Source organism: Yersinia sp. Marseille-Q3913, assembly GCF_963892745.1.
GTDB classification, from domain to species: Bacteria; Pseudomonadota; Gammaproteobacteria; order Enterobacterales; family Enterobacteriaceae; genus Yersinia; species Yersinia bercovieri.
In genome coordinates this window covers 1-24,669 of record NZ_CAWQAF010000003.1, presented here as the reverse complement: position 1 = coordinate 24,669, position 24,669 = coordinate 1, and the positions used below count along the sequence as shown (strand labels likewise).

The following is a 24,669-nucleotide window of genomic DNA, read 5'->3' as shown; positions in this document are numbered from 1 at the left end:
AAGAGAAAAACAGCTGAATATAACAATGAACCTAGAAAAGATTATCGAGTTAACCGCGCCAGATATGGCGGCAGTAAACACAACAATTCTCGAGCAATTGAACTCTGATGTTGTCCTTATCAATCAATTGGGCCATTACATCATCAGTGGCGGTGGAAAACGAATCCGCCCCATGATCGTCGTGTTGGTCGCTCGAGCTTTGCACTATCAGGGCTGTAAGCATATCACTGTCGCAGCATTGATTGAATTTATCCACACAGCAACACTGCTGCATGATGATGTGGTTGATGAGTCCGACATGCGCCGTGGCAAGGCTACAGCAAACGCGGCATTTGGTAATGCTGCCAGCGTATTGGTGGGTGACTATATCTATACCCGCTCATTCCAGATGATGACGAGTCTGGAGTCACTGCGTGTTCTTACATTGATGTCAGAAGCGACGAATGTCATTGCTGAAGGTGAAGTGTTGCAGTTAATGAACTGTAATAATCCTGATATCACTGAAGAAAATTATATGCAGGTTATTTACAGCAAAACAGCTCGCTTGTTCGAAGCCGCCTCACAATCAGCGGCTGTATTGGCGGATGCCAGTGAAGAGCAGGAGTTGGCATTGCAGAATTATGGCCGCTATCTGGGGACCGCTTTCCAGTTGATTGATGATCTGCTGGATTACAGCTCTGATGGCACCACCTTGGGTAAAAATACCGGTGATGATCTGAACGAAGGTAAGCCGACACTCCCATTGCTACATGCGATGCGTAATGGCACTCCAGAGCAAGAAACAATGATTCGACAAGCCATTGAACAGGGGAATGGCCGCCATCTACTCGAGCCCGTGTTGGCCGCAATGCAGCAGTGTGGCTCACTGGACTACACTCGCCAGCGCGCCGAAGAAGAGGCAGATAAAGCCATTGCCGCATTACAGATCCTGCCAGAGAGTGAATATCGACTAGCACTAGAAGGGCTGGCACATATTGCTGTACAGCGCGCATTTTAAGAAACTATCTAGAAACTCTGGGCATTGCTGCCCGAGTTTCTTTTTACTCCCGCACTGACACCTTTTTATTCTCAAACCAAGCGTTTCATTAACGCCCCAATTCCTTCACGCAGCAAAAATGCGATGACCTGTGCACGTTCAGCTTCTGTGAGTTGGTAATAGGCTTCTATCCATATATTCACTGGATCTTGCCGTACCGGCGTATATTGCGCTGGTTCTTCCCTGAGTTGTAATGAATTCAGTATCGTGCTGGGCAAACTTTCAACATGATATTCCACCGCCTTTCCCTGAACACCACGACGGCGACGCTGCTCCCATCCCTCACGTTTAGCCATGAGGTTTACTCCTTGTGGTGATGACGGTAACCCCTCAAGACCTGCCAATTCCTTAGCGGCAAACCACTCTTTTTTCATGGCGTTGCTTCCTAATATGCGTTGTGACACAAAAAAGGAATATTTAGAAAACATTTAAAATTTTTGGGAAAATAAATGATATGATCTTTCTAAATGGTCACTTTGTGTTCACGTTCCGATTAACAATGTACCGTTATTTATATCACTAACGCGTCAGCTGCTTAGAAAAAAAAAGGATTAAAGATGATTTTAAGGAAATCTGATTGGCACCCAGCCGACATCATTGCTGCACTACGTAAAGAAGGCACAACTCTGGCCGCACTTTCTCGCAAAGCGGGATTAAGTTCATCCACACTTGCCAATGCATTGACTCGCCCCTGGCCAAAAGGGGAATGGTTGATTGCAGAATGTCTGAACATTCATCCTTCCGAAATCTGGCCAACACGCTATTTTGATTCCAAAACAGGAGCCCTTCTCGATCGAAAAGTGAGGATACGGCAAGCCATAAAAAAACCGCCGATGAGTTGCTTCGGCGGTTGATAATGTCATTTTAAGGGTAGAGCTACCCCTGCCTCCACACATATACCTAAAGTCAGTGGCGTTGCAATAAGGTGGTAAACGAACAAACCCCAATAAGCTAGCTCAATGGTGAATGGGATCGTTTGCACCTCTGCAACGCCATGTAAAAAGGTATATTAGTTATTGACGAACTTTTCGCCCAACTCGATATCTTGGTGCAATACATCAAGCATACTTTCCAGCGCTTGCTGCTCAAAAGCACTCAGTTTGCCGATGTCTTTACGTTCTGCAACGCCGTTTTTACCCAACAAGATTGGTTGAGCAAAGAAGCGGGCATACTTGCCATCACCTTCAACGTAAGAGCACTCAACTACATTGCTTTCGCCTTGCAGAGCACGAACCAGAGAAAGGCCAAAACGTGCCGCAGCCTGCCCCATAGAGAGTGTCGCTGACCCGCCACCGGCTTTTGCTTCAACAACTTCAGTCCCTGCGTTCTGAATGCGCTTAGTCAGAGAGGCAACTTCCTGCTCTGTAAAGCTAACGCCTGGAATTTGTGACAGCAATGGCAGGATGGTAACCCCAGAGTGACCGCCGATAACGGGCACTTCGATATCCTGAGGCTGCTTACCTTTTAATTCAGCAACGAAGGTGTTAGAGCGAATGGTATCCAGTGTCGTAATACCAAATAATTTATTTTTGTCGTAAACACCGGCTTTTTTCAGCACTTCCGCGGCGATCGCGACCGTCGTGTTAACTGGGTTGGTAATGATACCAATTAAAGCATTAGGGCAAGTACGTGCAATTTGCTCAACCAGATTACGAACGATACCGGCATTAACATTGAACAGATCTGAACGATCCATGCCGGGTTTACGAGCAACACCAGCAGAAATCAGAACAATATCTGCCCCTTGCAGTGCTGGGGTAGCATCTTCGCCGCTGAAGCCTTTGATATTAACAGAGGTCGGGATATGGCTCAGATCAACCGCAACACCAGGGGTTACTGGCGCGATGTCATATAAAGAGAGATCTGAACCTGAAGGAAGCTGGGTCTTGAGAAGAAGAGCGAGGGCCTGGCCGATACCACCAGCGGCACCGAGAACTGCAACTTTCATCCTATACTCCTTGTTATATTTAATTTAAATTTGCCGTGAATTCATCTAGTTACGCACCTTAATTTATTGTAATTTTAAACACAATCTATTAACAGTCAGATTGAGATATCACGCATCAAAAAGGCGCATAGGGCTTATGTATTTTAGATTAAATCGCTTATTCGTTAATGATATAGCGCACATTATTCTAAAATTTACTGGAGTATTCATGACAGGTTAATCCGCGGTTACATTACACCCTTCCGCAACATCAAAACAACATCATTTTAATAACATTTTGCTTACTTAAACTAAATCTCAATAAGTGATGATTTAGCATAATCGTAACAGTATGGTGATGTTAAAATTTCGCCATTGCTTGATATCAATGCTTTTATCACCAATACTCCAGAGTCATGTTGAATAAAAATTCATTTATATGCATAATAATCCTATTCACTGTTGACTACTCAGGGCATAACAAATGCGTAATCCCGCAAAACAAGAAGATCTTATCAAGGCGTTCAAAGCGTTATTGAAAGAAGAGAAATTCAGTTCTCAAGGTGAGATCGTTTTGGCCTTGCAGGAAGAAGGTTTTGAAAATATTAACCAATCCAAAGTTTCACGCATGTTGACCAAGTTCGGCGCAGTCAGGACGCGTAATGCAAAAATGGAGATGGTTTACTGCCTACCCGCAGAGTTAGGCGTACCGACAACCAGCAGCCCGCTAAAGAACCTGGTACTAGATGTTGATTATAATGATTCAGTGGTTGTGATTAATACCAGCCCAGGTGCGGCCCAACTGATCGCCCGCCTGCTGGACTCATTAGGCAAGGCTGAAGGTATTCTGGGGAGTATTGCCGGTGATGATACTATCTTCACTACACCAGCCAGAGGTTTTACCGTTAAGCAGCTGCATGAAGCCATCCTCGGGCTATTCGATCAAGAGCTTTAATACCACTCTTTAATATCTGGTGTGTATAGATGCGGCCCTATGTGCCGCATTGTTGCTATTTAACGCCTATCGTCCCTAACTCCTCATCTTAAACTCTCACAATCAAATAGGGCATCTCACTGCCTAATTATTTTAAAACCTCAAGATAACACTGCTTTTTATCTCTTCATGGTCAAATTCACCATATTAATTCGCACTTTTAGTCAAAAACACTTATCCATTTGAAAATGTTAGCTTTTAACTAAAATCTGCTGTTTTTTAGCCATTTTTTATTCCATTTCGTTCTTAAAAAGTAGTAACCACCGATAAAGTGACGTTAAATATTATTAGTGCGCTATTAATATTCTCAGTTACTAGATGTATACTCATTTTCGTGACGTAAATCACACTTCCTTTGAAGTGATAAAAGAATAAATAGAGGCAATAAGATGAATATTAAAACGACTATCGCAACCATGAGCGTTCTATCTGCACTGTCATTTGGTGTGTTTGCAGCTGATTCCATCAATGATTCTCAAGCCGCTAACATGCAGCCAATTGGCACCATTACCGTCAGTGGCCTTAATGGCGCACCTTCTGATATCCGTCAGGCACTGTCTGATAAAGCAGATGCAATGGGCGCTAAAGCTTATAAAGTCATCGAAGTGCGTGAAGAAAATAACTGGCACGCTACGGCTAAAGCTTACAAATAAGAATATGTGCTAAGAATGAAATTCTATGCCCCGTTCGAGGGGCATACTTTCGAGTTTGATGGTTGATTCAATCGGTTGAAAATAGAGAGAAAATTAATTTTAAATCGACTGAATAGAGTATTAATTGAACCGGTGAACCCAGTGAGCACCGCAGCAGCAGAATAATCCCTTGTCGTCTATCCGACGAACCCTTTTACCCCCGCTATGCGGGGGCTTTTTTTGTCCTGTCTAATCCTGAGACTCAGCTTCTAACTCTGCTTTTTTACTCAGTGAACTCAATAGCTTGTCATGAATACCACCAAAGCCGCCATTACTCATCACCAAGATGTGATCACCGGGTTGGGCTGTTTTCACAATCATATCGACTAGCGTATCGATATCAGCACTCCAATGCGCCGGCTGAATACAGGCTTCCGCCACTTCCACCACTTGCCAGGGAATATGCTGCGGTTGGAACAGGAACACTTCATCCGCACGACCCAATGAAGGTGCCAGCTCGTTCTTACATAACCCCAATTTCATGGTGTTAGAACGCGGCTCTAAAACCGCCAGAATCCGTGCGGTGCCACCGACTTTACTGCGCAGTGCCGCCAAAGTAGCGAGTATGGCGGTTGGATGATGAGCAAAATCATCATAGACCGTGACACCATGGGCTTCGCCGCGCAGCTCCAGGCGGCGGCGGGCATTAATAAAATCACCCAGAACCCGGCAAGCATCTGCTGGCAAGACACCCACATGACGGGCGGCGGCGATGGCCATCAGGCCGTTATGCATATTGTGTTCACCCACCAGTGACCAACTGACCTCGCCCACTAATTCATTGTCGAGAAACACTTCATAAACACTGGCATCGGTAGAAACTTTACGTGCAGACCAGCTGCCCGTTTCACCCACCAACTCTTGCTCACTCCAGCACCCCATCGCCATCACTTGCTTCAGATGATTATCATTATCTGGCACGATGATTTTGCCTTTACCCGGAACTAAACGCACCAGATGGTGGAATTGCTTCTGAATCGCCTTAAGATCATCAAAGATATCAGCATGATCGAACTCAAGATTATTCATCACCAGTGTTCTTGGACTGTAGTGAACAAATTTAGAGCGCTTATCAAAGAAGGCACAATCATATTCATCAGCTTCAATAACAAAGAATGGGCTGTTGCCTAAACGGGCTGAGACATCGAAATTGCCCGGCACGCCGCCAATCACAAAACCTGGCTCATAGCCGCAGGCTTCCAATATCCAGGTAACCATTCCGGCCGTGGTGGTTTTGCCATGAGTGCCGGCAATCGCCAATACCCAGCGCTCTGGCAACACATGGTCATGTAGCCATTGTGGCCCCGAAACATAAGGAATACCTTGCTCTAATACGGCCTCGACACAAGGGTTACCACGGGTCATGGCATTACCGACTATCACCAAATCCGGGGCGGGATTCAGTTGAGCCGGAGAGTATCCCTGGATCAAGTCAATTCCTTGATTCTCCAGCAGTGTGCTCATCGGTGGATACACGTTAGCATCCGCTCCCGTCACTTCGTGACCTAATGAACGAGCAAGCATTGCCAGACCGCCCATAAAAGTGCCGCAGATACCTAATATGTGAATGCGCATAAATTTTCCGTATTAATAAGCTTCGAGTTTGCAGCTATTCTACCGCTCAGAATCAAAGAGAAGAAATGGAATTGCCTATGAATCATTCTTATCTTTGGGCTACACTGCTGCCATCAGGTGAGTTGTTCGTTAATAAATCGATATTTAACCGTAGATCCAGGGATTGAGTCATGAAAACGTTAGGCGAATTCATCGTTGAGAAACAGCTAGACTTCTCTCACGCCACCGGCGAATTAACTGCATTACTTTCAGCAATCAAACTCGGCGCAAAGATTATTCATCGTGATATCAACAAAGCAGGTTTAGTTGATATTTTAGGTGCCAGCGGTGTTTCCAATATTCAGGGCGAAGACCAGATGAAACTGGATCTGTTTGCCAATGAAAAATTGAAAGCGGCCCTAAAAGCACGCGGTGAAGTTGCCGGTATCGCCTCTGAAGAAGAAGATGACATTGTTATCTTTGATGGTGGGCGGGCAGAAAATGCCAAATATGTGGTTCTGATGGATCCGCTGGATGGATCATCAAATATTGACGTGAATGTGTCCGTCGGTACTATTTTCTCTATCTATCGTCGCATCACCCCATTTGGCACACCAATTACTGAAGCTGACTTCTTGCAACCTGGCACCAAACAGGTGGCGGCAGGTTATGTGGTCTACGGCTCTTCAACCATGTTGGTGTATACCACCGGTTATGGTGTTCATACTTTCACTTATGATCCATCGCTGGGCGTTTTCTGTTTATCCGGCGAAAAAGTGCGTTATCCCGCAACCGGTTGCATGTACTCCATCAACGAAGGGAACTACATTAAATTCCCACTAGGTGTGAAGAAATATATCAAATATTGCCAGGAGCAGGATGAGGCCACCCAGCGCCCATACACTTCGCGCTATATTGGGTCATTGGTAGCGGACTTCCACCGTAACCTATTGAAAGGCGGCATCTATATTTACCCAAGCACCGCCAGCCACCCACAAGGGAAACTGCGTTTGCTGTACGAATGCAACCCAATGGCGTTCCTGGCGGAACAAGCCGGTGGTAAAGCAACGGATGGGGTTAACCGCATTCTGGATATCGTGCCGGAGAAACTGCATCAGCGCGCGCCGTTCTTCGTGGGTACTAAATCCATGGTTGAAGACGCGGAAGGCTTTATTGCCAAATTCCCGGATGAAGAAGCTAAGTAATTAGCCGTTGGCGACAGAAAGCAGCGGCCCTAAGCCGCTGTTTTTTTATGCTTTAATCGCCAATTTATCCCCTTGCAACTTAAATACCGCCATGCTGGCTGCTAATGCATCAGCTTGCTCTTCTAATGAGCGCGTTGCTGCCGCAGCTTGTTCAACCAATGTCGCGTTCTGCTGGGCAACCTGATCCATTTGCGCGATAGCTACATTCACCTGCTCAATCCCACTACTTTGCTCATAACTTGCGGCTGATATTTCGCGCATCAATGCCGTCACCCGACTGACTTCACTGGCGATCTCATGCATGGTTTTACCCGCAGATCCCGCCATGTCTGCACCTTCCCGCACTCTATTTTGTGATTCCACAATCAGATCTTTGATCTCTTTGGCTGATTGCGCACTGCGCTGGGCCAAATTACGGACTTCGCCGGCGACCACAGCAAAACCCCGCCCCTGCTCACCGGCTCTGGCGGCTTCAACCGCGGCATTCAGCGCCAGAATATTGGTCTGAAATGCAATACCGTCAATCACGGCAATGATGTCGGAAATACGCCGTGAACTGGAGGTAATCGCCTGCATCTTATCAACCACATGGCTGACGGCTTCACTGCCTTTATTGGCAATGTCCGATACACTCATCGCCAAACGATTCGCCTGATCGGAGTTTTCAGCATTCATTTTTACCGTCGAGGTCAACTGCTCCATGCTGGCCGCCGTTTGCTCCAGTGAAGATGCCGACTCTTCGGTACGTTCCGCCAAATGAGTGTTACCTGCTGCCAACTCCCGCGAACCGATACCGATCTGTCCCCCAACATCGCGTACATTGCTCACTGACTCCACCAGCGATTGCTGCATGACCTGTAACGCTTTGGCTAGCCGCGCCAGTTCCGTATTGCCCTCACTGTTGATATTGTGGGTCAAATCGCCAGAGGCTATAAATTCCAGCTGATGAATTGATTGCTCCAAGGGCTGCAAAATAATGTATTTGAGTGCAAACCATGCAAGCACTGCGGAGATCAAAGTGATCACACCCGCTGCAACAATAATTGCCAACTTGATTTTGGCAGCACTGTTAGCTTGATCGATTTGCAGTTGGCCGGCATCCAGTGCATAGCTGCGAAAGGTCGCAACGTCATTATTAAAAACTTTGCTGATATCAGTGATACTCTTTTCCAGCACCTCGTAATACTCGTCTGCATAACCCGCCTTGATGGCAGCAAGCATAGGTAACACGCCTTTATCAACATAATTTTTATAGCTTTTTTGAATGTTAGTCGCCAGTTTCTGTCCATCTCCCCGCTCAGATACCGCGCTAACAAAACGGGCCATCTCTTTTTGCGATAATGCCAGTGAGCCTTCTGCCTGCTTTGCAGTTTGTAACGACTCATCAATCAAACCAATTTCTAGTTGATGGATCGCCAGTGCCGCTTCAGTTCTGGCGCTCAATGTGGCAGTGAAGCTATTCGACAAAGACCCTAATTCCTCCCCCTGAATTTGATTGATGATTTGCAATGAGCGTGAGCTTTCCTGAATTGAATTAATTCCGATTACACTGACAACTAATAGAATCAATGACATAAGGCATAACTGGGCAATAAGCCCACTCTTAATGGTAATCTTTTTTAACATCGGTTTTTTTCCGGTTGTGTGCAAATGGTTAAGATTACAAAGCGTTAGCAGTACAGCGGACTCTCTTATTGTTTGATTAAGTTATCGGCTATACATGAGTCGGCTTGAACAATCACCGGAAAAACAGCTTAAAATAGATGCATTTAGCTAATGACGGGATTTTATCTCAATGAAATGGCCCTGATTCAGGCAATCTCACCGTGGTATAGCAGTGAAAAGGGCGGGAATTCACATAAGACTTGGCTATAATAGCCAGCACTCCATTTCTGGTTTGATAAAAGGAAACCGACATGAGCTTGAACGACGTACCCGCAGGTAAAGACCTGCCAGAAGATATTTATGTTGTGATCGAAATCCCTGCTAACGCTGACCCGATCAAATATGAGATCGATAAAGAGACTGGATCTCTGTTCGTAGACCGTTTCATGTCTACCGCCATGTTCTACCCATGCAACTACGGCTACATCAACAACACCTTGTCATTAGATGGGGACCCGGTTGATGTGCTGGTGCCAACACCTTATCCGTTGCAGCCTGGTGCCGTTATTCGTTGCCGCCCAGTTGGCGTGTTGAAAATGACTGATGAAGCGGGTGAAGATGCCAAGTTGGTGGCTGTTCCGCACAGCAAACTGACCAAAGAATACGATCACGTTAAAGACGTGCAAGACCTGCCAGAACTGCTGAAAGCGCAGATTAAGCACTTCTTTGAGCATTACAAAGATCTGGAAACTGGCAAGTGGGTAAAAGTTGACGGTTGGGAAGATACCGCAGCGGCTAAAGCCGAGATCTTGTCTTCTTTCGAACGCGCGAAGAAGTAACTCTTTGTTTAGTCGAAAAAAAACACCGCTCATCTGGGCGGTGTTTTTTTATTTCAAACTCGTATTGGTTACAATCAAAAGTTACGGTTTATCACTTTCTTCATGGCGTTTAAGCCAATCGCCACTGTAGATACGTGGCACCCCTTCGATCGGTAAACGATAAAGATATATCCACGCACTGCCATAAGGCGTCTGAATCAATTCACGCCGATAATCTTTGGTATTACTTTTAAGCTCATCTAACTCATTCATAATCGACGAGTTAATTCGATAAACTTCACAATGCACAGTGCCGTCTCCGGGGATAACCGCCGGATAGTGACCTAAATTGTACATTTCATAGCCTTCGAGATCATGTTCGCCCAACAACTGAGCGTCCGTCATCCAATGACTATTACCTTGTTTGCGTCGTAAACTACCGTAGACAATAATTCGCATTGTTAGAACTCAAACTGATAAAGCACATCTAATGCCTGATCAATACCAGACACCGCTTCCAGATACAACCTTGGCATCAACCGATAACGTAATGTTAACGTTGCCAGCGAGTCAAATATACCCACACCATATTTTACTTGCAGGTCCTTGGTGACATAACCGCTCACAACCACTTGCGAGCTATCGCCAACCCCCTGAGTGTCCAGTGCCAGGTTGCTGACACCAAATGCCTCGCCGATTTTACCCACAAGCTTACCACTTTGCGCAACCCCCATGCCGACCAGCATTGAGGTCATCAGGCCGCTGTCGGCCCCTGAATTACCCAGCCCCTGCCCACGTAGCAGGTAAGATAGCGCCTCTTGCTGTGACATCGCAGGATCTGAGAATATCTCCAGCCGTGGCGAGTCCGCCATCCCTGTCACCCTCACGCCAGCGGTCACACCGTTAGCGGTCGCATCAGGATTTCGTATGGCTTCAATATTAAGCAACGGCTGATCCGGCGGGCCGGAGAACAGCAATACCCCTTTATTGACGATCAAATCCTGTCCATAAGCCCGGAAGCTACCGGATGGGATGTTAATTTGCCCGTTCAAACCTAATCCGCGCTGATCTTGAACCATTTTCAAATCGCCCTGCAAGCGGGCTTTCAGGCCAAAGGCATTCAGACGAACATCATTACCGACCCGAATAACCAGATTACTGTTGATAGGGATGCTGGTCGAACGTGGCGAAATTGGCTGCAGATCGTTATTGAGCATCACTTCGTCTGATGAGACGCCAACCGCCGTTTCAGGCACTTCCTGCACCGTGATACGCGCCCACGGGATATCCACCGAACCATTAAGAGTAAACAGCTGCGGCGTGGCTTCAAAAACAATGTCTGGAGAGACATCTATTCGCACCATCGGTGGGATAGTGACACGCAATTTGTTGCCTTTTGCCGCGATGCGGGCGCGCCAGGCATTGATATCACGCCAATCGGCATCGCCGGATAGATTGAGCTGCCCCTGAGAAGTACGAATCAAGCCATCCAAGGTTGAGGTCATGCCGTCGAAGTTCATCGCCAGCCGCCCTTCGGTAATATCAAATGGCATCCAACTGCCATCGACATCCACATTATCCAGCGCTAAGCGACCGAAAACTAACGGACTTTTGGCATTGCCCCCCAGGCGTAGATTGGCATTTAGTAGGCCAGCGGCTTTTTCACCATCACTGAGAATCGGATTAATCATTGCCAGTGAGATATTGCTGATAGCAATGTTACCGGATAAATTACGCCGCCCTTCCGGGTCTGCGACCTGCACCTGCCCGGAGAACTGGCCGTTATTCACCAGCTTGATAAGCCAGTCGGCCCGCACTTGCCCATTGGCCAACCCGCCATTTAGATTCAAAGTTTCAAATGCGATGGGCAGCGGATTACCCTGCACCACTTGCTGCACTTTGACGCCGTTACCACTGAGTGATACCCGCACATCCGGCAGGCTACCACCCGCTTTCCAACTGACATCCGCCCGCCCAGTGAACACCCCGCTCATGGTGGTATCCGGGCCGAGGAAAGGTTTTATCATGGCTAAATCAAAGCGATTAAGCACCACACTCGCCTGCCCGCTAGGGCCAGCTTCAATAGCCCTTGGAACACAAAGTTCCGCATTCGGATTAAGCCAGCAATGCGGCCCGATAGTGACCCGCTGTAAAGTATTTTGGTAATCCAGGGCGATGGCACGACTTAAACGCCATTCACCTACCGGTGTATCGAAGCGCGTATTGTTGAGGGTGCCGCGCCAGCGCTCTTGCTGACGGTCAAAGCTACCCTCCAACGCCAGTTGACCGGAGACCGGCCCACCCTGCATATTCAGCCGCAACTGATGCTGTTGTTCACTGCCACGGGCATCCAGCGTCAATAGGCCGACCACTAAATCAGCTTGCTTGAGCTGCTCAACCCTGATGGCGAGCTGGCCCTGAATTTGATCTGTCGAACGAACGTCCCCCTCAATCCTCACTCGATTGATGCTCAACTCTTGCCATTGCAGGCGGTTGGCGGTGAGATCCGCCAGCAGTTGCGGCGCTTTAAGGTTGCCGCGTAATCTCAACGTCCCTTTCACCACACCGGCCAATCCAGGCAGTGCCCCGTCCAGCTGTGGTGCATCAATATTGGCATCAAGCTGCCATTGATCGTTAAGATCACCTCTCACATCCAGCTTGTTACGGCCCAATGCCAGATTGATGCCCGGAATATGCCACTGACCCGCCGCATTCCCCGTCAATGAACCACGTGCCGTCACCCGGTTTTGTTTTACATTGCCGTCTAGCGTCAGCTCTGGCACCTGTAACTGCCAGCTGCCGCCGTGGATACTGCCGCGCGTTACAATCTTGCCATTCAGTTTTGCTGGCCACTCCGGCCACTGTTTCGCGGTGTTAATGCCCGACAGGGTCAATACCGAGTTCCAACTCACCGCCTTGCTCCAGTCCACCACACCGGTCAGGTCAGTGTTGCCTTGCAGCGCCGCCAGACGTAGACGTGTCAAATTGAATTGCTCGACATTCCCTTTGCCATCGAACGTCAATACCGCAGGCGGCAAGTCGGTGCCTTTCAAATCAGTGCGGATCGAGAGTGCGTAATCTGTCGCCTGCCCATTGAGACGCATTCTGAGATTATCGATTTGATACTCAGATTCATCCGTCAGCGGCCAGCGCAGTTGCTTGCTTTGCAGGGTTAACGCCAATGGCAAACCCGCCTGTGCCAGTGAGGTCTGCGCATCCAATTGCGCACTCACCGGGCCAGATAAATTCAGCGCCACTTTGAGTTGCTCGCGTAATGCGCCACCGAGGGTCAGCTTCATTTTTTCGCCTTTCAGTGGCTCCACGTTCAAGGTGCTGTTGACCACCATACTCAGCGGCCACTTATCGGCCAGTGTCGCCTCACCTTGGGCTGACAGCCCGCCCTGTGGCGACTTAATCTCCAGCATATCCAGTGTGATGCGCTGATCCTGAGTGCTGGCTTGCAACAAAAGACTACTGATCAGCACATCGGTATCACCCGTCAGCCTAAGCTGCTGCCCGCTGATCGATTTAATCTGCAAATCCAGTGGCAACCGGAAGTCCGGCAGCTCTGGTAATAACGGTTTGGCAAATAAGGCTTTTAAGCTTTCACCGAGCGGGGTCTCCGGCGCGGTAGGGGCAGGGGGTGCCGCTTGCTGCTCAACCGCTTCTTTTACCGCAATGGCGGTTTCAACCGCCGGTTTGGCAGCATCAGGGACAATGGCGGGCACCGTTTTCGGCAATGCAATCAATAACCCACTGATTTTAGTTGGCATTAAGTTGAGCGCGCGCTGCTGCCAGTGCGCGCCAGTGCGGAATTCATCCAACGAAATCGCGGTGTCATCAATGGCGACTTTGACATTATTCAGCGACAACATGCGCAAAGTGATGGGATACGGGGTACTCAGCTCACCCATCGGCTCAGTGCTAGCCGGTGTTTCTGCCGCAGGAGGCAGGGCTTTGGTATCGACCACCACATCTACATCTTGCGCGGTCAGGGCATTGACGCATAGCTCGCTACGCTTGAGGCAAGATAGCTGCAATGAGAGATGAAATTGGCCCACTTGCACGGTGACACCCGGCATTTGGTACTGAACACCTTTTAGGGTGAGATCACGCCAGCCGCCGCTGACACTGGCAATATCCAGGCCCGGCACCCAACGCGCAGCGCTGTTAATCAGCAAATGCAAACCACTGGTGGTGCCAAGCAGACCCGCCAGCGCCCCCACCAACAGCAGGATAATGAGCAAAAATGCGATGCTAAGTCTCTTTATCCACCTCATAGTTCAGGCCCCAAACCGATGTAAAATTGCACGCCATGTGCGGTGTTGTCACCAATAGGTTTGGCGATATCCAGCTTGATCGGGCCGACCGGAGAGGCCCAACGTACCCCCACCCCGGCACCGGTTTTGAAATCACTCTTGCGAATGTCATTAACGGCTTCACCTGAATCGACGAATACCGCGCCCCACCAGCGGCCCGTCACGTTATATTGATATTCGAGTGTACCGGTGGCCAATTTAGAGGCACCGGTCAGTTTGCCTTCACTGTCGCGTGGTGAGATATCTCGGAATTTATAGCCACGAATACTGCGGTCACCCCCAGCGAAGAAGCGCAGTGAGGGGGGCACACGGTCAAAATTATTGGTTTCGATCCAGCCCAAATTACCGCGCACCACAAAGCGGTTTTTCTCGCCCAGGGTACGAATCCAGACGTTTTGCGCCTGGAATATGCCGAAATCGACATCAGACCCCCATGTGGTATCAGACCAGTCAATGGAATAATTTTGGCTATCCCCCCAGACTGGCATCGCCCCGCCCCGCTGGCGGGTACGGCTAATACTCACCCCCGGATAGAGCAGCATGGTGGTGTCGGTGACACTACCTTGGGTAAAGTGATCCAGACTCCAACGCAGGTTAACCGAGCGCTTCCAACCACTGGAGAGATCCCAGAATCGAGCCACGTTCAGCGTGGTGGTATCAGAGTTGGTGTCATTGAGGTCAGTGCGCTTAAACCCGCCCTGTAGCAGGTAATACTGTTCGAGCGGGCTCTTCAGCAGCGGAATACGATAGCTGAAATCCAGTGTTTGCTCAGGTGCGGAGAGTGTGGTACTGGTGGTCAGACTGTGCCCGTAGGAGTTCATCCATGGTTTGCGCCAACTGCCGGTCAGGCGTGGCCCCACATCAGTGGCATAGCCGCCCCCCAGTTCGATGGTATTTTCTGTTCGCGGGGTGACAACCGCATCAAGTGGCAGGATTTTGGTTTTTCGCGCATCACGGAAATCAGGTGAGACCACCACCGAGTTAAACCAGTTAGTCGCCGCCAGACGGCGGTTTAGCTCAGCCAGCTCATCAGAGGTATAGTATTCACCCTCATGAAAAGGCACTAAATTTTGCAGGAAATCCTCGCGGATTTGCGATCCCTGGAAGACAACTTTGCCAAAGCGGTAGCGCTCTCCACTGTCGAAATCGATATCCCAGAATGCTTTGCGCAGCTCGGCGGCAACACCCAACTGGCTTTTGATCATATTGGCGTCGAAGTAACCACGGCGCAGTGCCAAACCGGTCAGCGAACTTTTGAAATTATCAAAATCGCCATGATTGAGGACCGAGCCTATTTTTGGGGTATCGCGGCGCACCAGTGCCAGATAGTCGGGGTCGGTTTTCGCCCCGCCTTGCAAGACGATATCAACACCGGCAATCAATACCGGTTCGCCGGGAACCACTTTGGCAATTAAAATAGAACGAGCAGGCGCTGGGCGCTCTTGTAAATCAAAGGTGATAGTGGGGTCGTAATAGCCTAAAGCGCGCAGCCCCTGACGAATAGCCTCATCCACCCGCGAGCGGAAACGACCATCGGCGGTGACTTCATCAGTCCCAATTGTGGATAAACGTGCCCTGACGTTTCTCTCTAAATCCCCGCTAAGACCTTCAACCTGCAACCGCACATTGGCAGCATAGGCGAGAGGTGTGGCGAGCAATACGCACAAAAAACACAAGATTGGGTATCGTGGCACGCGCGCTCCTAATTAATTTTATTCCCTTCGTGTTTCAGGTTGTCGGTGGCCGGCTGCCTTCGCGCGCCCTTCCCGCATATTGAAACCTGTTGGGTATACTTTCCTGTAAAAAACCATCTCACGGACGTTTCATCACTGACACAATCATCCCGCACTTAAAGCCAGATTTAAGCGCGTTATGCCTAAAATTCCACTTTAAACCGCTACATTATCGCAGGATGGCTCTTATTGTGTGCAAACTCGTAATCAGATACAACTGTCTATCGCCATTCACTGTAAACATCTTGTTAGTAATTTACTGTAAACTTAGGATTCACTGTACACATTGGAGACTATTTTGGTGCAAAATTTTGATAAATCTGCCGTCATTGATGCGGCAAATGCTTTGCCGGGACGACTGACGCCAATGCCGGTCGCAACTCTCCATGTGGTGAATGGTCACTCAATGACTCATATTCCTGAGGGGATGGAAGTGGCCATCTTCGCCATGGGCTGCTTCTGGGGTGTCGAACGCCTGTTCTGGCAACAATCGGGGGTCTATAGCACCGCAGCCGGTTACAGCGGTGGCTATACGCCGAACCCCACCTATCATGAGGTTTGCAGCGGCCGCACTGCCCATGCAGAGGTGGTTCGTGTGGTCTTTGATCCCGCCATCATCAGCTATAAACAGCTATTGCAGATCTTCTGGGAAAATCACGATCCGGCTCAGGGAATGCGCCAGGGGGGTGATATTGGCACACAATATCGTTCAGCAATTTACGTTTTGGCTCCTGAGCAGGAAACACAAGCTAACGAGAGCAAAACCCAGTTCCAGCAAGCGATGGCGCAAGCCGGTGATCATCGTGCGATTACCAGTGAGATTGCCGTTGCCCTGCCGTTTTACTATGCCGAGGATGACCATCAGCAATATTTGTATAAGAATCCACATGGATATTGTGGGCTGGGTGGTATTGGTGTTTGTATGCCACCCAATTTGTAAGGCTGGCGGCGCTCTTATCGCTGCTGCTATACTCTTTTCGGGCTGTTCACTCAGCCCGAAAGCGGTTTTCTACCATTATCTTGAATACAACATTGCACCAATTGAATTAACCCAATTAAGCAGTATCGCCCTTCCTTACGATCGCCGGCGCATCGTCGGTACGACACGGATAGATTATGTTAAACAGTATTTTACTGATTCTTTTTTTAATTGCGGTGAGCGCCTTTTTCTCGTTATCAGAGATTTCATTGGCCGCTTCGCGCAAAATTAAGTTAAAACTTCTGGCCGATGATGGCGATATCAACGCCACACGGGTCCTTAAATTGCAGGAAACACCGGGAATTTTCTTCACCGTGGTGCAAATTGGCTTGAATGCCGTGGCCATCCTCGGGGGTATCGTCGGTGATGCTGCGTTCTCGCCCTCTTTCAGAGTGGTGTTTGAACGCTTTATGTCACCTGAACTTGCCGACCAGGTCAGCTTTATTTGCTCATTCGTTCTGGTCACCAGCTTATTTATTCTGTTTGCCGACTTAACCCCGAAACGCATCGGTATGATTTCGCCTGAAGCGGTTGCCGTTCGGATCGTCAACCCGATGCGCTTCTGCCTGATGATTTGTCGCCCATTAGTTTGGTTCTTCAATGGGATGGCGAATCTGATCTTCCGTCTATTTAAGCTGCCAATGGTTCGTAATGATGACATCACATCAGATGATATCTATGCCGTGGTAGAGGCTGGTGCATTGGCCGGCGTGTTACGCAAGCAAGAGCACGAGCTGATTGAAAACGTTTTCGAGTTGGAGTCACGCACAGTTCCCTCCTCCATGACCTCGCGCGAAAGTGTGATCTATTTTGATCTGCGGGAGAGCGAAGACAGCATAAAAGAGAAGATTTCCACCCATCCACACTCAAAATTCTTAGTCTGCGATGGTCATATCGATCAGGTAGTGGGCTATGTTGACTCCAAAGACTTGCTGAACCGGGTATTGGGCAATCAGAGTCTGGTATTGAGCAGTGGAGTGCAAATTCGCTCAGCACTGATTGTCCCGGACACCCTGACACTCTCTGAGGCGCTTGAGAGCTTTAAAACTGCCGGTGAAGATTTTGCCGTTATTCTCAACGAATATGCATTGGTGGTTGGGATAATTACCCTGAATGACGTGATGACCACGCTGATGGGAGATTTGGTGGGGCAAGGGCAGGAAGAACAGATTGTCGCCCGTGATGAAAGCTCATGGTTGATTGAGGGGGGCACCCCAATTGAAGATGTCATGCGCGTACTGCATATTGATGAATTCCCGCAATCGGGTAATTATGAAACCATCGGCGGCTTTATGATGTATATGCTGCGCAAAATTCCAAAACGCACTGATTTCGTCAAATATGCTGGCTACAAGTTTGAAGTGGTGGATATCGATAGCTACAAAATCGATCAGCTACTGGTGACCAAACTCAGCGACCTACCCGCGCCCATACTGCCAAAAGCCCCGCACGAAAGCAGTGATGCATAAATCTACTGCTTGAGTTACCCGGTAAAACATTAGCGGCCCCAATATAGGGGCCGCAATTAATTTTGTTCAGAGTAGTGTCATACCCAAAGTCATTAGAGTGACAGCTAGACAGCACCTGTGCTGCTAACAACACCGTCACTTCAATTAAGTGGGTGTCAGCCCATTTCAGACTGCAAACGCATCACTTGCCGATTCACTTCCGACATCACTTCAAAGTGGCGTTTATCCCTAACTTTCGGGATTAAAATCTTGCCTTTATCAAACTCAAAAGCCCCCATATCCTTGATGTACAGACGGCCACGGAATAACGTTTTAACATACATCGCGACTTTTGCCGGGTTGTAGCGTGAGAAGATCCTCATTGTTTTACTTTCCTCCATAACACCAATACACACCCTCTGGCGCATTAGCGACCAAGATCACAGGTAGCGTAAGATAATTGCAGAGTAATAGACCTAGAGTATGGGCTTAAGTTCCCCCATATTCAGTCATTGATGCTGGGTTTACATAAAATTACAGTATCAGATAGATAAAATGAGACTTATTAACAGAATAACCATCTAGTTACTGTCGGAAATAATTTTTTTCAACTGACAGGACAGACCACTGATCAGCACCTATGATTGGAAAACTTACCTGTAGCCTGTATTCAGGGATAAGTCGAGTCTACCCATAAGATCCCCAAGGACATTACATGATAAAAAATAGCCTGCTGATACTGTCGCTACTATTCACACCGCTACTGGTCAGCGCCCATTCCATTCAAAACAACCAACGTGTGCCACCGGTTGGTGTCAGCGATAAAGGCGAACTGAATTACGATAAGGCTACTGATCAGTTTAGCTATAAAAACTGGAATAGCTCGCAGCTGCCCGGCAAAGTGCGAGTCATCCAACATATCGCTGGGCGGACCTCAGCAAAAGAGCTGAATGCGCCCTTAGTGGAAGCCATCAAGCACGCTAATCTGCCACACGAACATTACCAAACGACGACAATCGTCAATACTGATGACGCCATTATTGGCACCGCCATGTTTGTGCGTAATAGCATTGAAAGCAATAAACGCGAATTCCCTTGGTCGCAGTTTGTGGTCGACAGCAACGGCAATGTCAAAAAGGCATGGGCCTTAGCGGATAAAGGCTCCACCATCGTGGTGCTGGATCAGCAAGGGAATGTGAATTTTGTCAAAGATGGCGCACTGACACCAGAAGAGGTGCAGCAGGTCATCGACCACCTGCACCAGTTGGTTAAGCAATAGATTAGAATAGCGACACTCTAAAGCCGGGGTTCAGGAATGATTCACGTGGGATATAAGAGAGCGGTTTACCCTGCCAATCGTGAACCTGTGCTCCGGCAGCAAGGGCAATGGCATGTCCCGCCGCGGTGTCCCACACATTTGTTGGCCCAAAGCGAGGATAGAGCTGGGCCCTCCCTTCTGCCACCAAACAAAACTTGAGTGACGAACCGACCGATACTGTCTGATGTTCGCCCAGTTGCGCCAGATAATCCTCCAGTTCAGCATCGCTGTGGGAGCGACTCACGACCACCAGCGGCGGCAGTGCATCACGCACCTGAATCTGCATACGCCGCCCACCCTCCTCTTTCCAGGCCTGACCATTTTCGGCACTGTACATCACCTCAGTCACCGGGGTGTACACCACGCCCAGTACCGGCTCACCCTTATCAATCAATGCGATATTGACGGTAAACTCGCCATTGCGATTCAGAAACTCTTTGGTGCCATCCAGCGGATCAACCAGCCAATAGCGCTGCCAATGCTGACGCACCTCCCAAGCCGGCGGGTCCTCTTCAGACAGCAGCGGAATATCAGGGGTCAATGTGGCTAATCCGGCTTTGATAATCTGGTGAGCCGCGAGATCAGCCGCAGTCACCGGTGAATCATCTTTTTTATGGGCCACATCAAGGGGCTTATCACCCTGATAGACCGCCATAATCGCCACGCCTGCTTCGCGGGCTAACTGGCAAATTTGCTCTAACATCATCCACCCCTTGGTATTGAATATTGATAGTCAGAATACACGTTATCGATAGTGGCTCCTGGAACTGTTCACTGGTCTTATATTCATTTTAGAACGTAAAGCATTAATCATCTCAAGACTTATCCACCCCCTGCAGACTAATAATATTCCTGCTAAATAGCCATATTCGCAAGAAAACTGCTTATAAAATCAGTGGCATTAACCTGCTACAACTGTGAACTTCTGCGCGGTATCCGCTGCTACTTTCTGCCAAACTTCACACTTTGCTTTAGCAATTATTTAAAGTTACATGTTCTTTTGCGATACACGTCTAATAGTTCTTAATGGAGAAAGCCATGATCAAGCGTCCCCTGACGTTATCCCTGCTTGCCAGCCTGATTGCTGTCGCGACATCCGTGTCGGTGGCCACGGCACAGGCCGCCACCGTTGATTTGCGCGTTCTGGAAACCACCGACCTGCATAGCAACATGATGGATTTCGATTACTACAAAGATAAACCTACCGAGAAGTTCGGCCTGGTGCGTACTGCAAGTCTGATTGAGGCGGCTCGCCAGCAGGCGACCAACAGTGTACTGGTGGATAACGGCGATCTTATTCAGGGCAGCCCGCTTGGCGACTATATGGCCGCTAAGGGATTGAAAGCCGGTGAGATTCATCCTGTTTATAAGGCGATGAATACACTGAATTATGCGGTGGGTAACATCGGTAATCACGAGTTTAACTACGGTTTGGACTACCTGAAAAAATCACTGGCGGGTGCCAAATTCCCCTATGTGAATGCCAATGTGATTGATGTTAAGAGTGGTAAGCCGCTATTCCAGCCCTATTTGATTGTCGACACGCCAGTAAAAGATCGTGAGGGAAAAACCCATAACCTGCGCATCGGCTATATTGGTTTTGTGCCTCCGCAGGTGATGATTTGGGACAAAGCGAACCTCAGCGGCAAAGTCACCGTCAACGACATCACCGAAACCGCTAAAAAATGGGTGCCAGAGATGCGCAAGCAAGGGGCAGATTTGGTGGTGGCAATCCCGCACTCTGGTCTCTCCAGCGATCCGTATAAAACCATGGCTGAGAATTCGGTTTATTATCTCAGCCAAGTGCCGGGCATTGACGCCATCATGTTCGGCCATGCCCATGCCGTTTTCCCAAGCAAAGATTTTGCCGCCATTAAAGGGGCAGATATCGCGCAGGGCACCTTAAACGGTGTTCCGGCGGTGATGCCGGGCCAGTGGGGTGACCATCTGGGGGTGGTCGATTTTGTGTTGAATAACGACCAGGGCCAGTGGCAGGTGACTCAGGCCAAAGCAGAAGCTCGCCCTATTTACGATAAAACCGCGCAAAAATCGCTAGCCGCAGAAAATGCGGATTTGGTCAAAGTGCTGGCGGCAGACCATCAGGGGACGCGGGATTTTGTTAGCCAGCCGATCGGCAAAGCGTCAGATAATATGTACAGCTATTTGGCATTGATCCAAGATGATCCAACGGTGCAGATCGTGAATAATGCCCAGCGCGCCTATACCGAGCACTTTATCCAGGGCGATCCTGATTTGGCCGGACTGCCGGTGCTCTCTGCCGCTGCGCCGTTTAAAGCCGGTGGCCGCAAAAATGATCCCGCCAGTTTTGTCGAAGTCGAAAAAGGGGAGCTGACCTTCCGCAATGCCGCTGATCTCTACCTTTACCCGAATACGCTGGTGGTGGTGAAAGCCAGTGGTGCCGAAGTGAAACAGTGGCTAGAGTGCTCTGCGGCGCAATTCAATCAAATTGATGTGAACAGCAGTAAGCCGCAATCACTAATCAATTGGGATGGCTTCCGCAGCTATAATTTCGATGTCATTGATGGAGTTAAATATGAGATCGATGTCAGCCAACCGGCACGCTATGACGGTGAATGTGCGCTGATCAACGATAAAGCCGAGCGTATTAAAAATCTGACGTTTAATGGCAAACCTATCGATCCCAAAGCCAGGTTCCTGATCGCCACCAATAATTACCGTGCTTACAGCGGTAAGTTTGCTGGCACGGGTGATAGTCACATTGCTTTCGCGTCACCAGATGAAAACCGAGCCGTGCTGTCTGCCTATATCAGCGCTGAAACCAAAAAACATGGGCAGGTGACCCCACAAGCTGATAATAACTGGCGTCTGGCAACGTTGGAGAGCAAACAGCCACTGGATATCCGCTTTGAAACCTCGCCAGGCACCAAAGCCGCTGAATTTATTAAACAAAAAGCGCAGTATCCAATGACAGCACAGGGTACTGATGAGATTGGCTTTGAAGTTTATCGACTCGATTTACAGCATAAATAATCTCTGGCCACAGCGCTCTACCGGGTGCTGTGGTTTCCTTTATACCTCTTTATGGTTATATCACAATATATAACATGTATTTATTATACATCTTATAGATATTTAATTACTCAATGAGGTGTCATTATGGATTACCGCAATCAATCTCTGGGTGCGCTGGCTATCGCCATTCCACGGGCTACAAAGCTATTTCGTCATTATCAACTCGATTTCTGTTGCGGGGGTAAGCAAACACTATTACGCGCGGCGAATAAATTAGAGTTGGATATTGATGAGCTGGAAGCACAGCTGAGTGCATTACAAGCTGAGCCGCAATCATCTGAAGATTGGCAACAGCAGCCGCTGACAAACCTCATTGATTTCATTATCAGCCGCTACCATAACCGCCATCGCGAGCAGTTACCGGAATTGATTCTGATGGCGGAGAAAGTTGAACGGGTACATGGCGAGAAGCCGGCATGTCCACGTGGATTAGCGGCAGAACTCACCGCTATTTTAGAAGAGCTAACCCAGCATATGTACAAAGAGGAGCAGATCCTGTTCCCAATGATCCAGCGTGGTATGGGCTCTCAGGCGGGCGGCCCGATATTTGTGATGGAAGCTGAACACGATGCGGTTGGACAACAGTTGGAAGTGGTAAAACAGCTGACGCAAAATGTGACCCCGCCAGAAGGTGCCTGCAATACCTGGCGCGCGCTTTACACTGGCATCAATGAATTCATGACTGATCTAATGGAACATATTCATCTGGAAAATAATTTGCTGTTCCCTCGTGCGCTAAAGGGTGAATGATTTAGCGGGCATTGATTATCACAGCAAATAAACAGCCAAAGGGCGACATCACGTCGCCCTTTGTCATAACACTGCATCTGGAAAATATAAAAATTACAGAATTTCCAGCAGCTCGACTTCAAACATCAATGCGCTAAATGGTGGAATAGTTGCACCCGCGCCACGTTCGCCATAGGCCAGATTGTGGGGGATATATAACTTCCATTTAGCGCCAACAGGCATCATGGACAGCGCCTCGATCCAGCCGGGGATAACGCCACTGACCGGAAACTCTGCTGGCTGACCGCGCTCAACAGAGCTATCAAATACCGTACCGTCAACCAAACGGCCAGTGTAGTGCACACGAACACGGTCCTGACGAGATGGGATTGGGCCGTCGCCAGCCTGCAACACAGAGAACTGCAAGCCAGATTCAGTGGTGGTGACGTCATCACGCTTGGCATTCTCTTCCAGGAAGGTTTTCCCCTCTTCTACCAGTGCTTGCTGGCGCTCAACACGCACTTTATCAGCCTTTTCGTGCACTTCTTGTAACGCGCGATGTATCACATCAACAGGGACAGTCGGTGTATTCCCTTCCATCGCGTCACGCAAACCTGCCAACAGTGCTTCTGGCAATAAACCTTCCAGCCCGGACTCTTGCAATTGCTGCCCGATTTGTAAACCAATTCCGTAGCTCGCTTGCGCTTCAACGCTATCAAAAGAAGGGGTTGTCATGGATTTTCCTTTAGTCGCTTATTTATGTCGAAGCCGCAAGCATAACAGCAGCAGGGGAGCGCGGTAAAATCTTGCGTGGTGAATGATGACTTTTGTCGTAGAAAAAGAAACAATGACAGCAGGCTAACGGGAAATACCCCTTTTAGGTATTATAATCTTCTGCCTTTTGCCATCAGACAGTTAGCAACGCGGCAATTTTAGGTAGGAAGGGTATATACTTAGAAGACTTTAAGATCCACCACCATATTATTTTTTATGTCGTTTTACGCCGTTGAAGAGAGGTCACCATGGGCAGAATCGCGCCCAGGAGAAGGAAAAGTAATCGGGTTTATCAGCCATTGCTGCACACCTGGCTGACGATCAGGCAGAAGATCCTGCCGGATCAAAAAGTGGTCGATGATCAAAACCTGATGTCCGAAGTGAGTCCATCCGAACACATTTTACCTGTTGAGGATGATGCCGCTGCGGAAAATAGTGTTGCCCCTGAAGCTGTGGCCACCGCCACACCAGAAAAAGGCATCAA

General features: G+C 48.7%; 21 protein-coding genes and 1 pseudogene. 12 read left to right on the top strand and 10 right to left on the bottom strand.

The window, feature by feature from the left end; genetic code table 11:
* Nucleotides 1–25 precede the first annotated feature (25 nt).
* Complete coding sequence (gene ispB / locus AACW11_RS01525; protein ID WP_212585674.1) at nt 26–997, top strand: octaprenyl diphosphate synthase; 972 nt, start codon at nt 26–28, stop codon at nt 995–997.
* A gap of 71 nt (nt 998–1,068) precedes the next feature.
* On the opposite strand, the gene AACW11_RS01520 is transcribed toward ispB, so the two are convergent.
* Entirely contained in the window at nt 1,069–1,410 is a 342-nt protein-coding gene (locus AACW11_RS01520) for a DNA-binding protein (protein WP_212585673.1), read from the bottom strand.
* Nucleotides 1,411–1,593: 183 nt separating this feature from the next.
* Here AACW11_RS01520 and AACW11_RS01515 point away from each other — a divergent pair, with 183 nt between their 5' ends.
* Nucleotides 1,594–1,890 (top strand): helix-turn-helix domain-containing protein, encoded by a 297-nt coding sequence (locus AACW11_RS01515; RefSeq protein ID WP_212585672.1) that lies wholly within the window; start codon nt 1,594–1,596, stop codon nt 1,888–1,890.
* Between the two features lie 155 nt (nt 1,891–2,045).
* On the opposite strand, the gene mdh is transcribed toward AACW11_RS01515, so the two are convergent.
* Nucleotides 2,046–2,984, bottom strand: a complete 939-nt coding sequence (mdh, locus tag AACW11_RS01510; protein ID WP_212585671.1) for a malate dehydrogenase — start codon at nt 2,982–2,984, stop codon at nt 2,046–2,048.
* Nucleotides 2,985–3,447: 463 nt separating this feature from the next.
* On the opposite strand from mdh, the gene argR reads away from it, so the two are divergent.
* Nucleotides 3,448–3,918: a transcriptional regulator ArgR gene (gene argR, locus AACW11_RS01505; protein ID WP_004875431.1), complete on the top strand. Its 471-nt coding sequence runs from the start codon at nt 3,448–3,450 to the stop codon at nt 3,916–3,918.
* A gap of 428 nt (nt 3,919–4,346) precedes the next feature.
* The gene (gene yhcN, locus AACW11_RS01500) at nt 4,347–4,610 is read left to right on the top strand and encodes a peroxide/acid stress response protein YhcN (RefSeq protein ID WP_212585670.1); all 264 of its coding nucleotides are present in this window, start codon (nt 4,347–4,349) and stop codon (nt 4,608–4,610) included.
* Between the two features lie 228 nt (nt 4,611–4,838).
* Here the strand turns inward: yhcN and mpl are convergent, their stop codons facing one another.
* Nucleotides 4,839–6,224, bottom strand: coding sequence for a UDP-N-acetylmuramate:L-alanyl-gamma-D-glutamyl-meso-diaminopimelate ligase (gene mpl, locus AACW11_RS01495; RefSeq protein WP_212585669.1), 1,386 nt, complete (start codon nt 6,222–6,224; stop codon nt 4,839–4,841).
* Between the two features lie 170 nt (nt 6,225–6,394).
* Between mpl and fbp the strand changes: the two genes are divergently transcribed.
* Nucleotides 6,395–7,408, top strand: a complete 1,014-nt coding sequence (fbp, locus tag AACW11_RS01490; RefSeq protein WP_004875434.1) for a class 1 fructose-bisphosphatase — start codon at nt 6,395–6,397, stop codon at nt 7,406–7,408.
* Between the two features lie 45 nt (nt 7,409–7,453).
* Here the strand turns inward: fbp and AACW11_RS01485 are convergent, their stop codons facing one another.
* Nucleotides 7,454–9,034, bottom strand: coding sequence for a methyl-accepting chemotaxis protein (locus AACW11_RS01485; RefSeq protein WP_212585668.1), 1,581 nt, complete (start codon nt 9,032–9,034; stop codon nt 7,454–7,456).
* Between the two features lie 290 nt (nt 9,035–9,324).
* Here AACW11_RS01485 and ppa point away from each other — a divergent pair, with 290 nt between their 5' ends.
* Nucleotides 9,325–9,852, top strand: coding sequence for an inorganic diphosphatase (gene ppa / locus AACW11_RS01480; protein WP_212585667.1), 528 nt, complete (start codon nt 9,325–9,327; stop codon nt 9,850–9,852).
* 81 nt (nt 9,853–9,933) lie between these two features.
* Here the strand turns inward: ppa and AACW11_RS01475 are convergent, their stop codons facing one another.
* Genes AACW11_RS01475 through tamA form a run of 3 tightly spaced genes read right to left on the bottom strand, consistent with a single transcriptional unit; the run spans nt 9,934 to nt 15,844 of the window.
* On the bottom strand, nt 9,934–10,290 hold the full coding sequence (locus tag AACW11_RS01475; RefSeq protein ID WP_032897138.1) for a gamma-glutamylcyclotransferase family protein: 357 nt from the start codon (nt 10,288–10,290) through the stop codon (nt 9,934–9,936).
* Nucleotides 10,291–10,292: 2 nt separating this feature from the next.
* Nucleotides 10,293–14,111, bottom strand: coding sequence for an autotransporter assembly complex protein TamB (gene tamB, locus AACW11_RS01470; RefSeq protein ID WP_212585666.1), 3,819 nt, complete (start codon nt 14,109–14,111; stop codon nt 10,293–10,295).
* The gene (tamA, locus tag AACW11_RS01465) at nt 14,108–15,844 is read right to left on the bottom strand and encodes an autotransporter assembly complex protein TamA (RefSeq protein WP_212585665.1); all 1,737 of its coding nucleotides are present in this window, start codon (nt 15,842–15,844) and stop codon (nt 14,108–14,110) included. Before tamA ends, tamB begins: the two co-directional genes overlap by 4 nt.
* A 340-nt stretch (nt 15,845–16,184) precedes the next feature.
* Between tamA and msrA the strand changes: the two genes are divergently transcribed.
* Nucleotides 16,185–16,823 (top strand): peptide-methionine (S)-S-oxide reductase MsrA, encoded by a 639-nt coding sequence (gene msrA, locus AACW11_RS01460; RefSeq protein ID WP_212585664.1) that lies wholly within the window; start codon nt 16,185–16,187, stop codon nt 16,821–16,823.
* Nucleotides 16,824–16,999: 176 nt separating this feature from the next.
* The gene (locus AACW11_RS01455; protein ID WP_212585663.1) at nt 17,000–18,331 is read left to right on the top strand and encodes a hemolysin family protein; all 1,332 of its coding nucleotides are present in this window, start codon (nt 17,000–17,002) and stop codon (nt 18,329–18,331) included.
* A gap of 155 nt (nt 18,332–18,486) precedes the next feature.
* Here the strand turns inward: AACW11_RS01455 and AACW11_RS01450 are convergent, their stop codons facing one another.
* Nucleotides 18,487–18,693 carry a DUF1107 domain-containing protein gene (locus tag AACW11_RS01450; protein ID WP_212585662.1) on the bottom strand — a complete coding sequence of 69 codons (207 nt, stop codon included), beginning with the start codon at nt 18,691–18,693 and terminating at the stop codon, nt 18,487–18,489.
* Nucleotides 18,694–19,025: 332 nt separating this feature from the next.
* Between AACW11_RS01450 and AACW11_RS01445 the strand changes: the two genes are divergently transcribed.
* A complete protein-coding gene (locus AACW11_RS01445; RefSeq protein WP_005272640.1) occupies nt 19,026–19,589 on the top strand; it encodes a YtfJ family protein in 564 nt (187 codons plus the stop codon).
* A 1-nt stretch (nt 19,590) separates the two neighbouring features.
* Here AACW11_RS01445 and cysQ read toward each other — a convergent pair whose 3' ends face one another.
* On the bottom strand, nt 19,591–20,331 hold the full coding sequence (gene cysQ / locus AACW11_RS01440) for a 3'(2'),5'-bisphosphate nucleotidase CysQ (protein WP_032897153.1): 741 nt from the start codon (nt 20,329–20,331) through the stop codon (nt 19,591–19,593).
* 323 nt (nt 20,332–20,654) lie between these two features.
* Between cysQ and AACW11_RS01435 the strand changes: the two genes are divergently transcribed.
* Together AACW11_RS01435 and ytfE are read left to right on the top strand one after the other, a co-directional pair.
* The gene (locus AACW11_RS01435) at nt 20,655–22,640 is read left to right on the top strand and encodes a bifunctional 2',3'-cyclic-nucleotide 2'-phosphodiesterase/3'-nucleotidase (protein WP_212585661.1); all 1,986 of its coding nucleotides are present in this window, start codon (nt 20,655–20,657) and stop codon (nt 22,638–22,640) included.
* Between the two features lie 126 nt (nt 22,641–22,766).
* The gene (ytfE, locus tag AACW11_RS01430; RefSeq protein ID WP_212585660.1) at nt 22,767–23,432 is read left to right on the top strand and encodes an iron-sulfur cluster repair protein YtfE; all 666 of its coding nucleotides are present in this window, start codon (nt 22,767–22,769) and stop codon (nt 23,430–23,432) included.
* A gap of 93 nt (nt 23,433–23,525) precedes the next feature.
* Here the strand turns inward: ytfE and AACW11_RS01425 are convergent, their stop codons facing one another.
* Nucleotides 23,526–24,146 carry a peptidylprolyl isomerase gene (locus tag AACW11_RS01425; protein WP_005272644.1) on the bottom strand — a complete coding sequence of 207 codons (621 nt, stop codon included), beginning with the start codon at nt 24,144–24,146 and terminating at the stop codon, nt 23,526–23,528.
* A 287-nt stretch (nt 24,147–24,433) separates the two neighbouring features.
* Here AACW11_RS01425 and AACW11_RS01420 point away from each other — a divergent pair.
* Nucleotides 24,434–24,669 (top strand): annotated as a pseudogene (locus tag AACW11_RS01420) (lysine transporter LysM); the annotation flags it as partial.

What these genes read in the sequence shown, in the direction of transcription:
- ispB (WP_212585674.1), top strand. Translation starts at nt 26, where the DNA reads ATGAACCTAGAAAAGATTATCGAGTTAACCGCGCCAGATATGGCGGCA.
- AACW11_RS01520 (WP_212585673.1), bottom strand. Translation starts at nt 1,410, where the DNA reads ATGAAAAAAGAGTGGTTTGCCGCTAAGGAATTGGCAGGTCTTGAGGGG.
- AACW11_RS01455 (WP_212585663.1), top strand. Translation starts at nt 17,000, where the DNA reads ATGTTAAACAGTATTTTACTGATTCTTTTTTTAATTGCGGTGAGCGCC.
- AACW11_RS01485 (WP_212585668.1), bottom strand. Translation starts at nt 9,034, where the DNA reads ATGTTAAAAAAGATTACCATTAAGAGTGGGCTTATTGCCCAGTTATGC.
- ytfE (WP_212585660.1), top strand. Translation starts at nt 22,767, where the DNA reads ATGGATTACCGCAATCAATCTCTGGGTGCGCTGGCTATCGCCATTCCA.
- AACW11_RS01435 (WP_212585661.1), top strand. Translation starts at nt 20,655, where the DNA reads ATGGAGAAAGCCATGATCAAGCGTCCCCTGACGTTATCCCTGCTTGCC.
- argR (WP_004875431.1), top strand. Translation starts at nt 3,448, where the DNA reads ATGCGTAATCCCGCAAAACAAGAAGATCTTATCAAGGCGTTCAAAGCG.
- tamB (WP_212585666.1), bottom strand. Translation starts at nt 14,111, where the DNA reads ATGAGGTGGATAAAGAGACTTAGCATCGCATTTTTGCTCATTATCCTG.
- mdh (WP_212585671.1), bottom strand. Translation starts at nt 2,984, where the DNA reads ATGAAAGTTGCAGTTCTCGGTGCCGCTGGTGGTATCGGCCAGGCCCTC.
- fbp (WP_004875434.1), top strand. Translation starts at nt 6,395, where the DNA reads ATGAAAACGTTAGGCGAATTCATCGTTGAGAAACAGCTAGACTTCTCT.
- AACW11_RS01450 (WP_212585662.1), bottom strand. Translation starts at nt 18,693, where the DNA reads ATGAGGATCTTCTCACGCTACAACCCGGCAAAAGTCGCGATGTATGTT.
- yhcN (WP_212585670.1), top strand. Translation starts at nt 4,347, where the DNA reads ATGAATATTAAAACGACTATCGCAACCATGAGCGTTCTATCTGCACTG.
- ppa (WP_212585667.1), top strand. Translation starts at nt 9,325, where the DNA reads ATGAGCTTGAACGACGTACCCGCAGGTAAAGACCTGCCAGAAGATATT.
- AACW11_RS01445 (WP_005272640.1), top strand. Translation starts at nt 19,026, where the DNA reads ATGATAAAAAATAGCCTGCTGATACTGTCGCTACTATTCACACCGCTA.
- mpl (WP_212585669.1), bottom strand. Translation starts at nt 6,224, where the DNA reads ATGCGCATTCACATATTAGGTATCTGCGGCACTTTTATGGGCGGTCTG.
- cysQ (WP_032897153.1), bottom strand. Translation starts at nt 20,331, where the DNA reads ATGTTAGAGCAAATTTGCCAGTTAGCCCGCGAAGCAGGCGTGGCGATT.
- AACW11_RS01425 (WP_005272644.1), bottom strand. Translation starts at nt 24,146, where the DNA reads ATGACAACCCCTTCTTTTGATAGCGTTGAAGCGCAAGCGAGCTACGGA.
- AACW11_RS01515 (WP_212585672.1), top strand. Translation starts at nt 1,594, where the DNA reads ATGATTTTAAGGAAATCTGATTGGCACCCAGCCGACATCATTGCTGCA.
- AACW11_RS01475 (WP_032897138.1), bottom strand. Translation starts at nt 10,290, where the DNA reads ATGCGAATTATTGTCTACGGTAGTTTACGACGCAAACAAGGTAATAGT.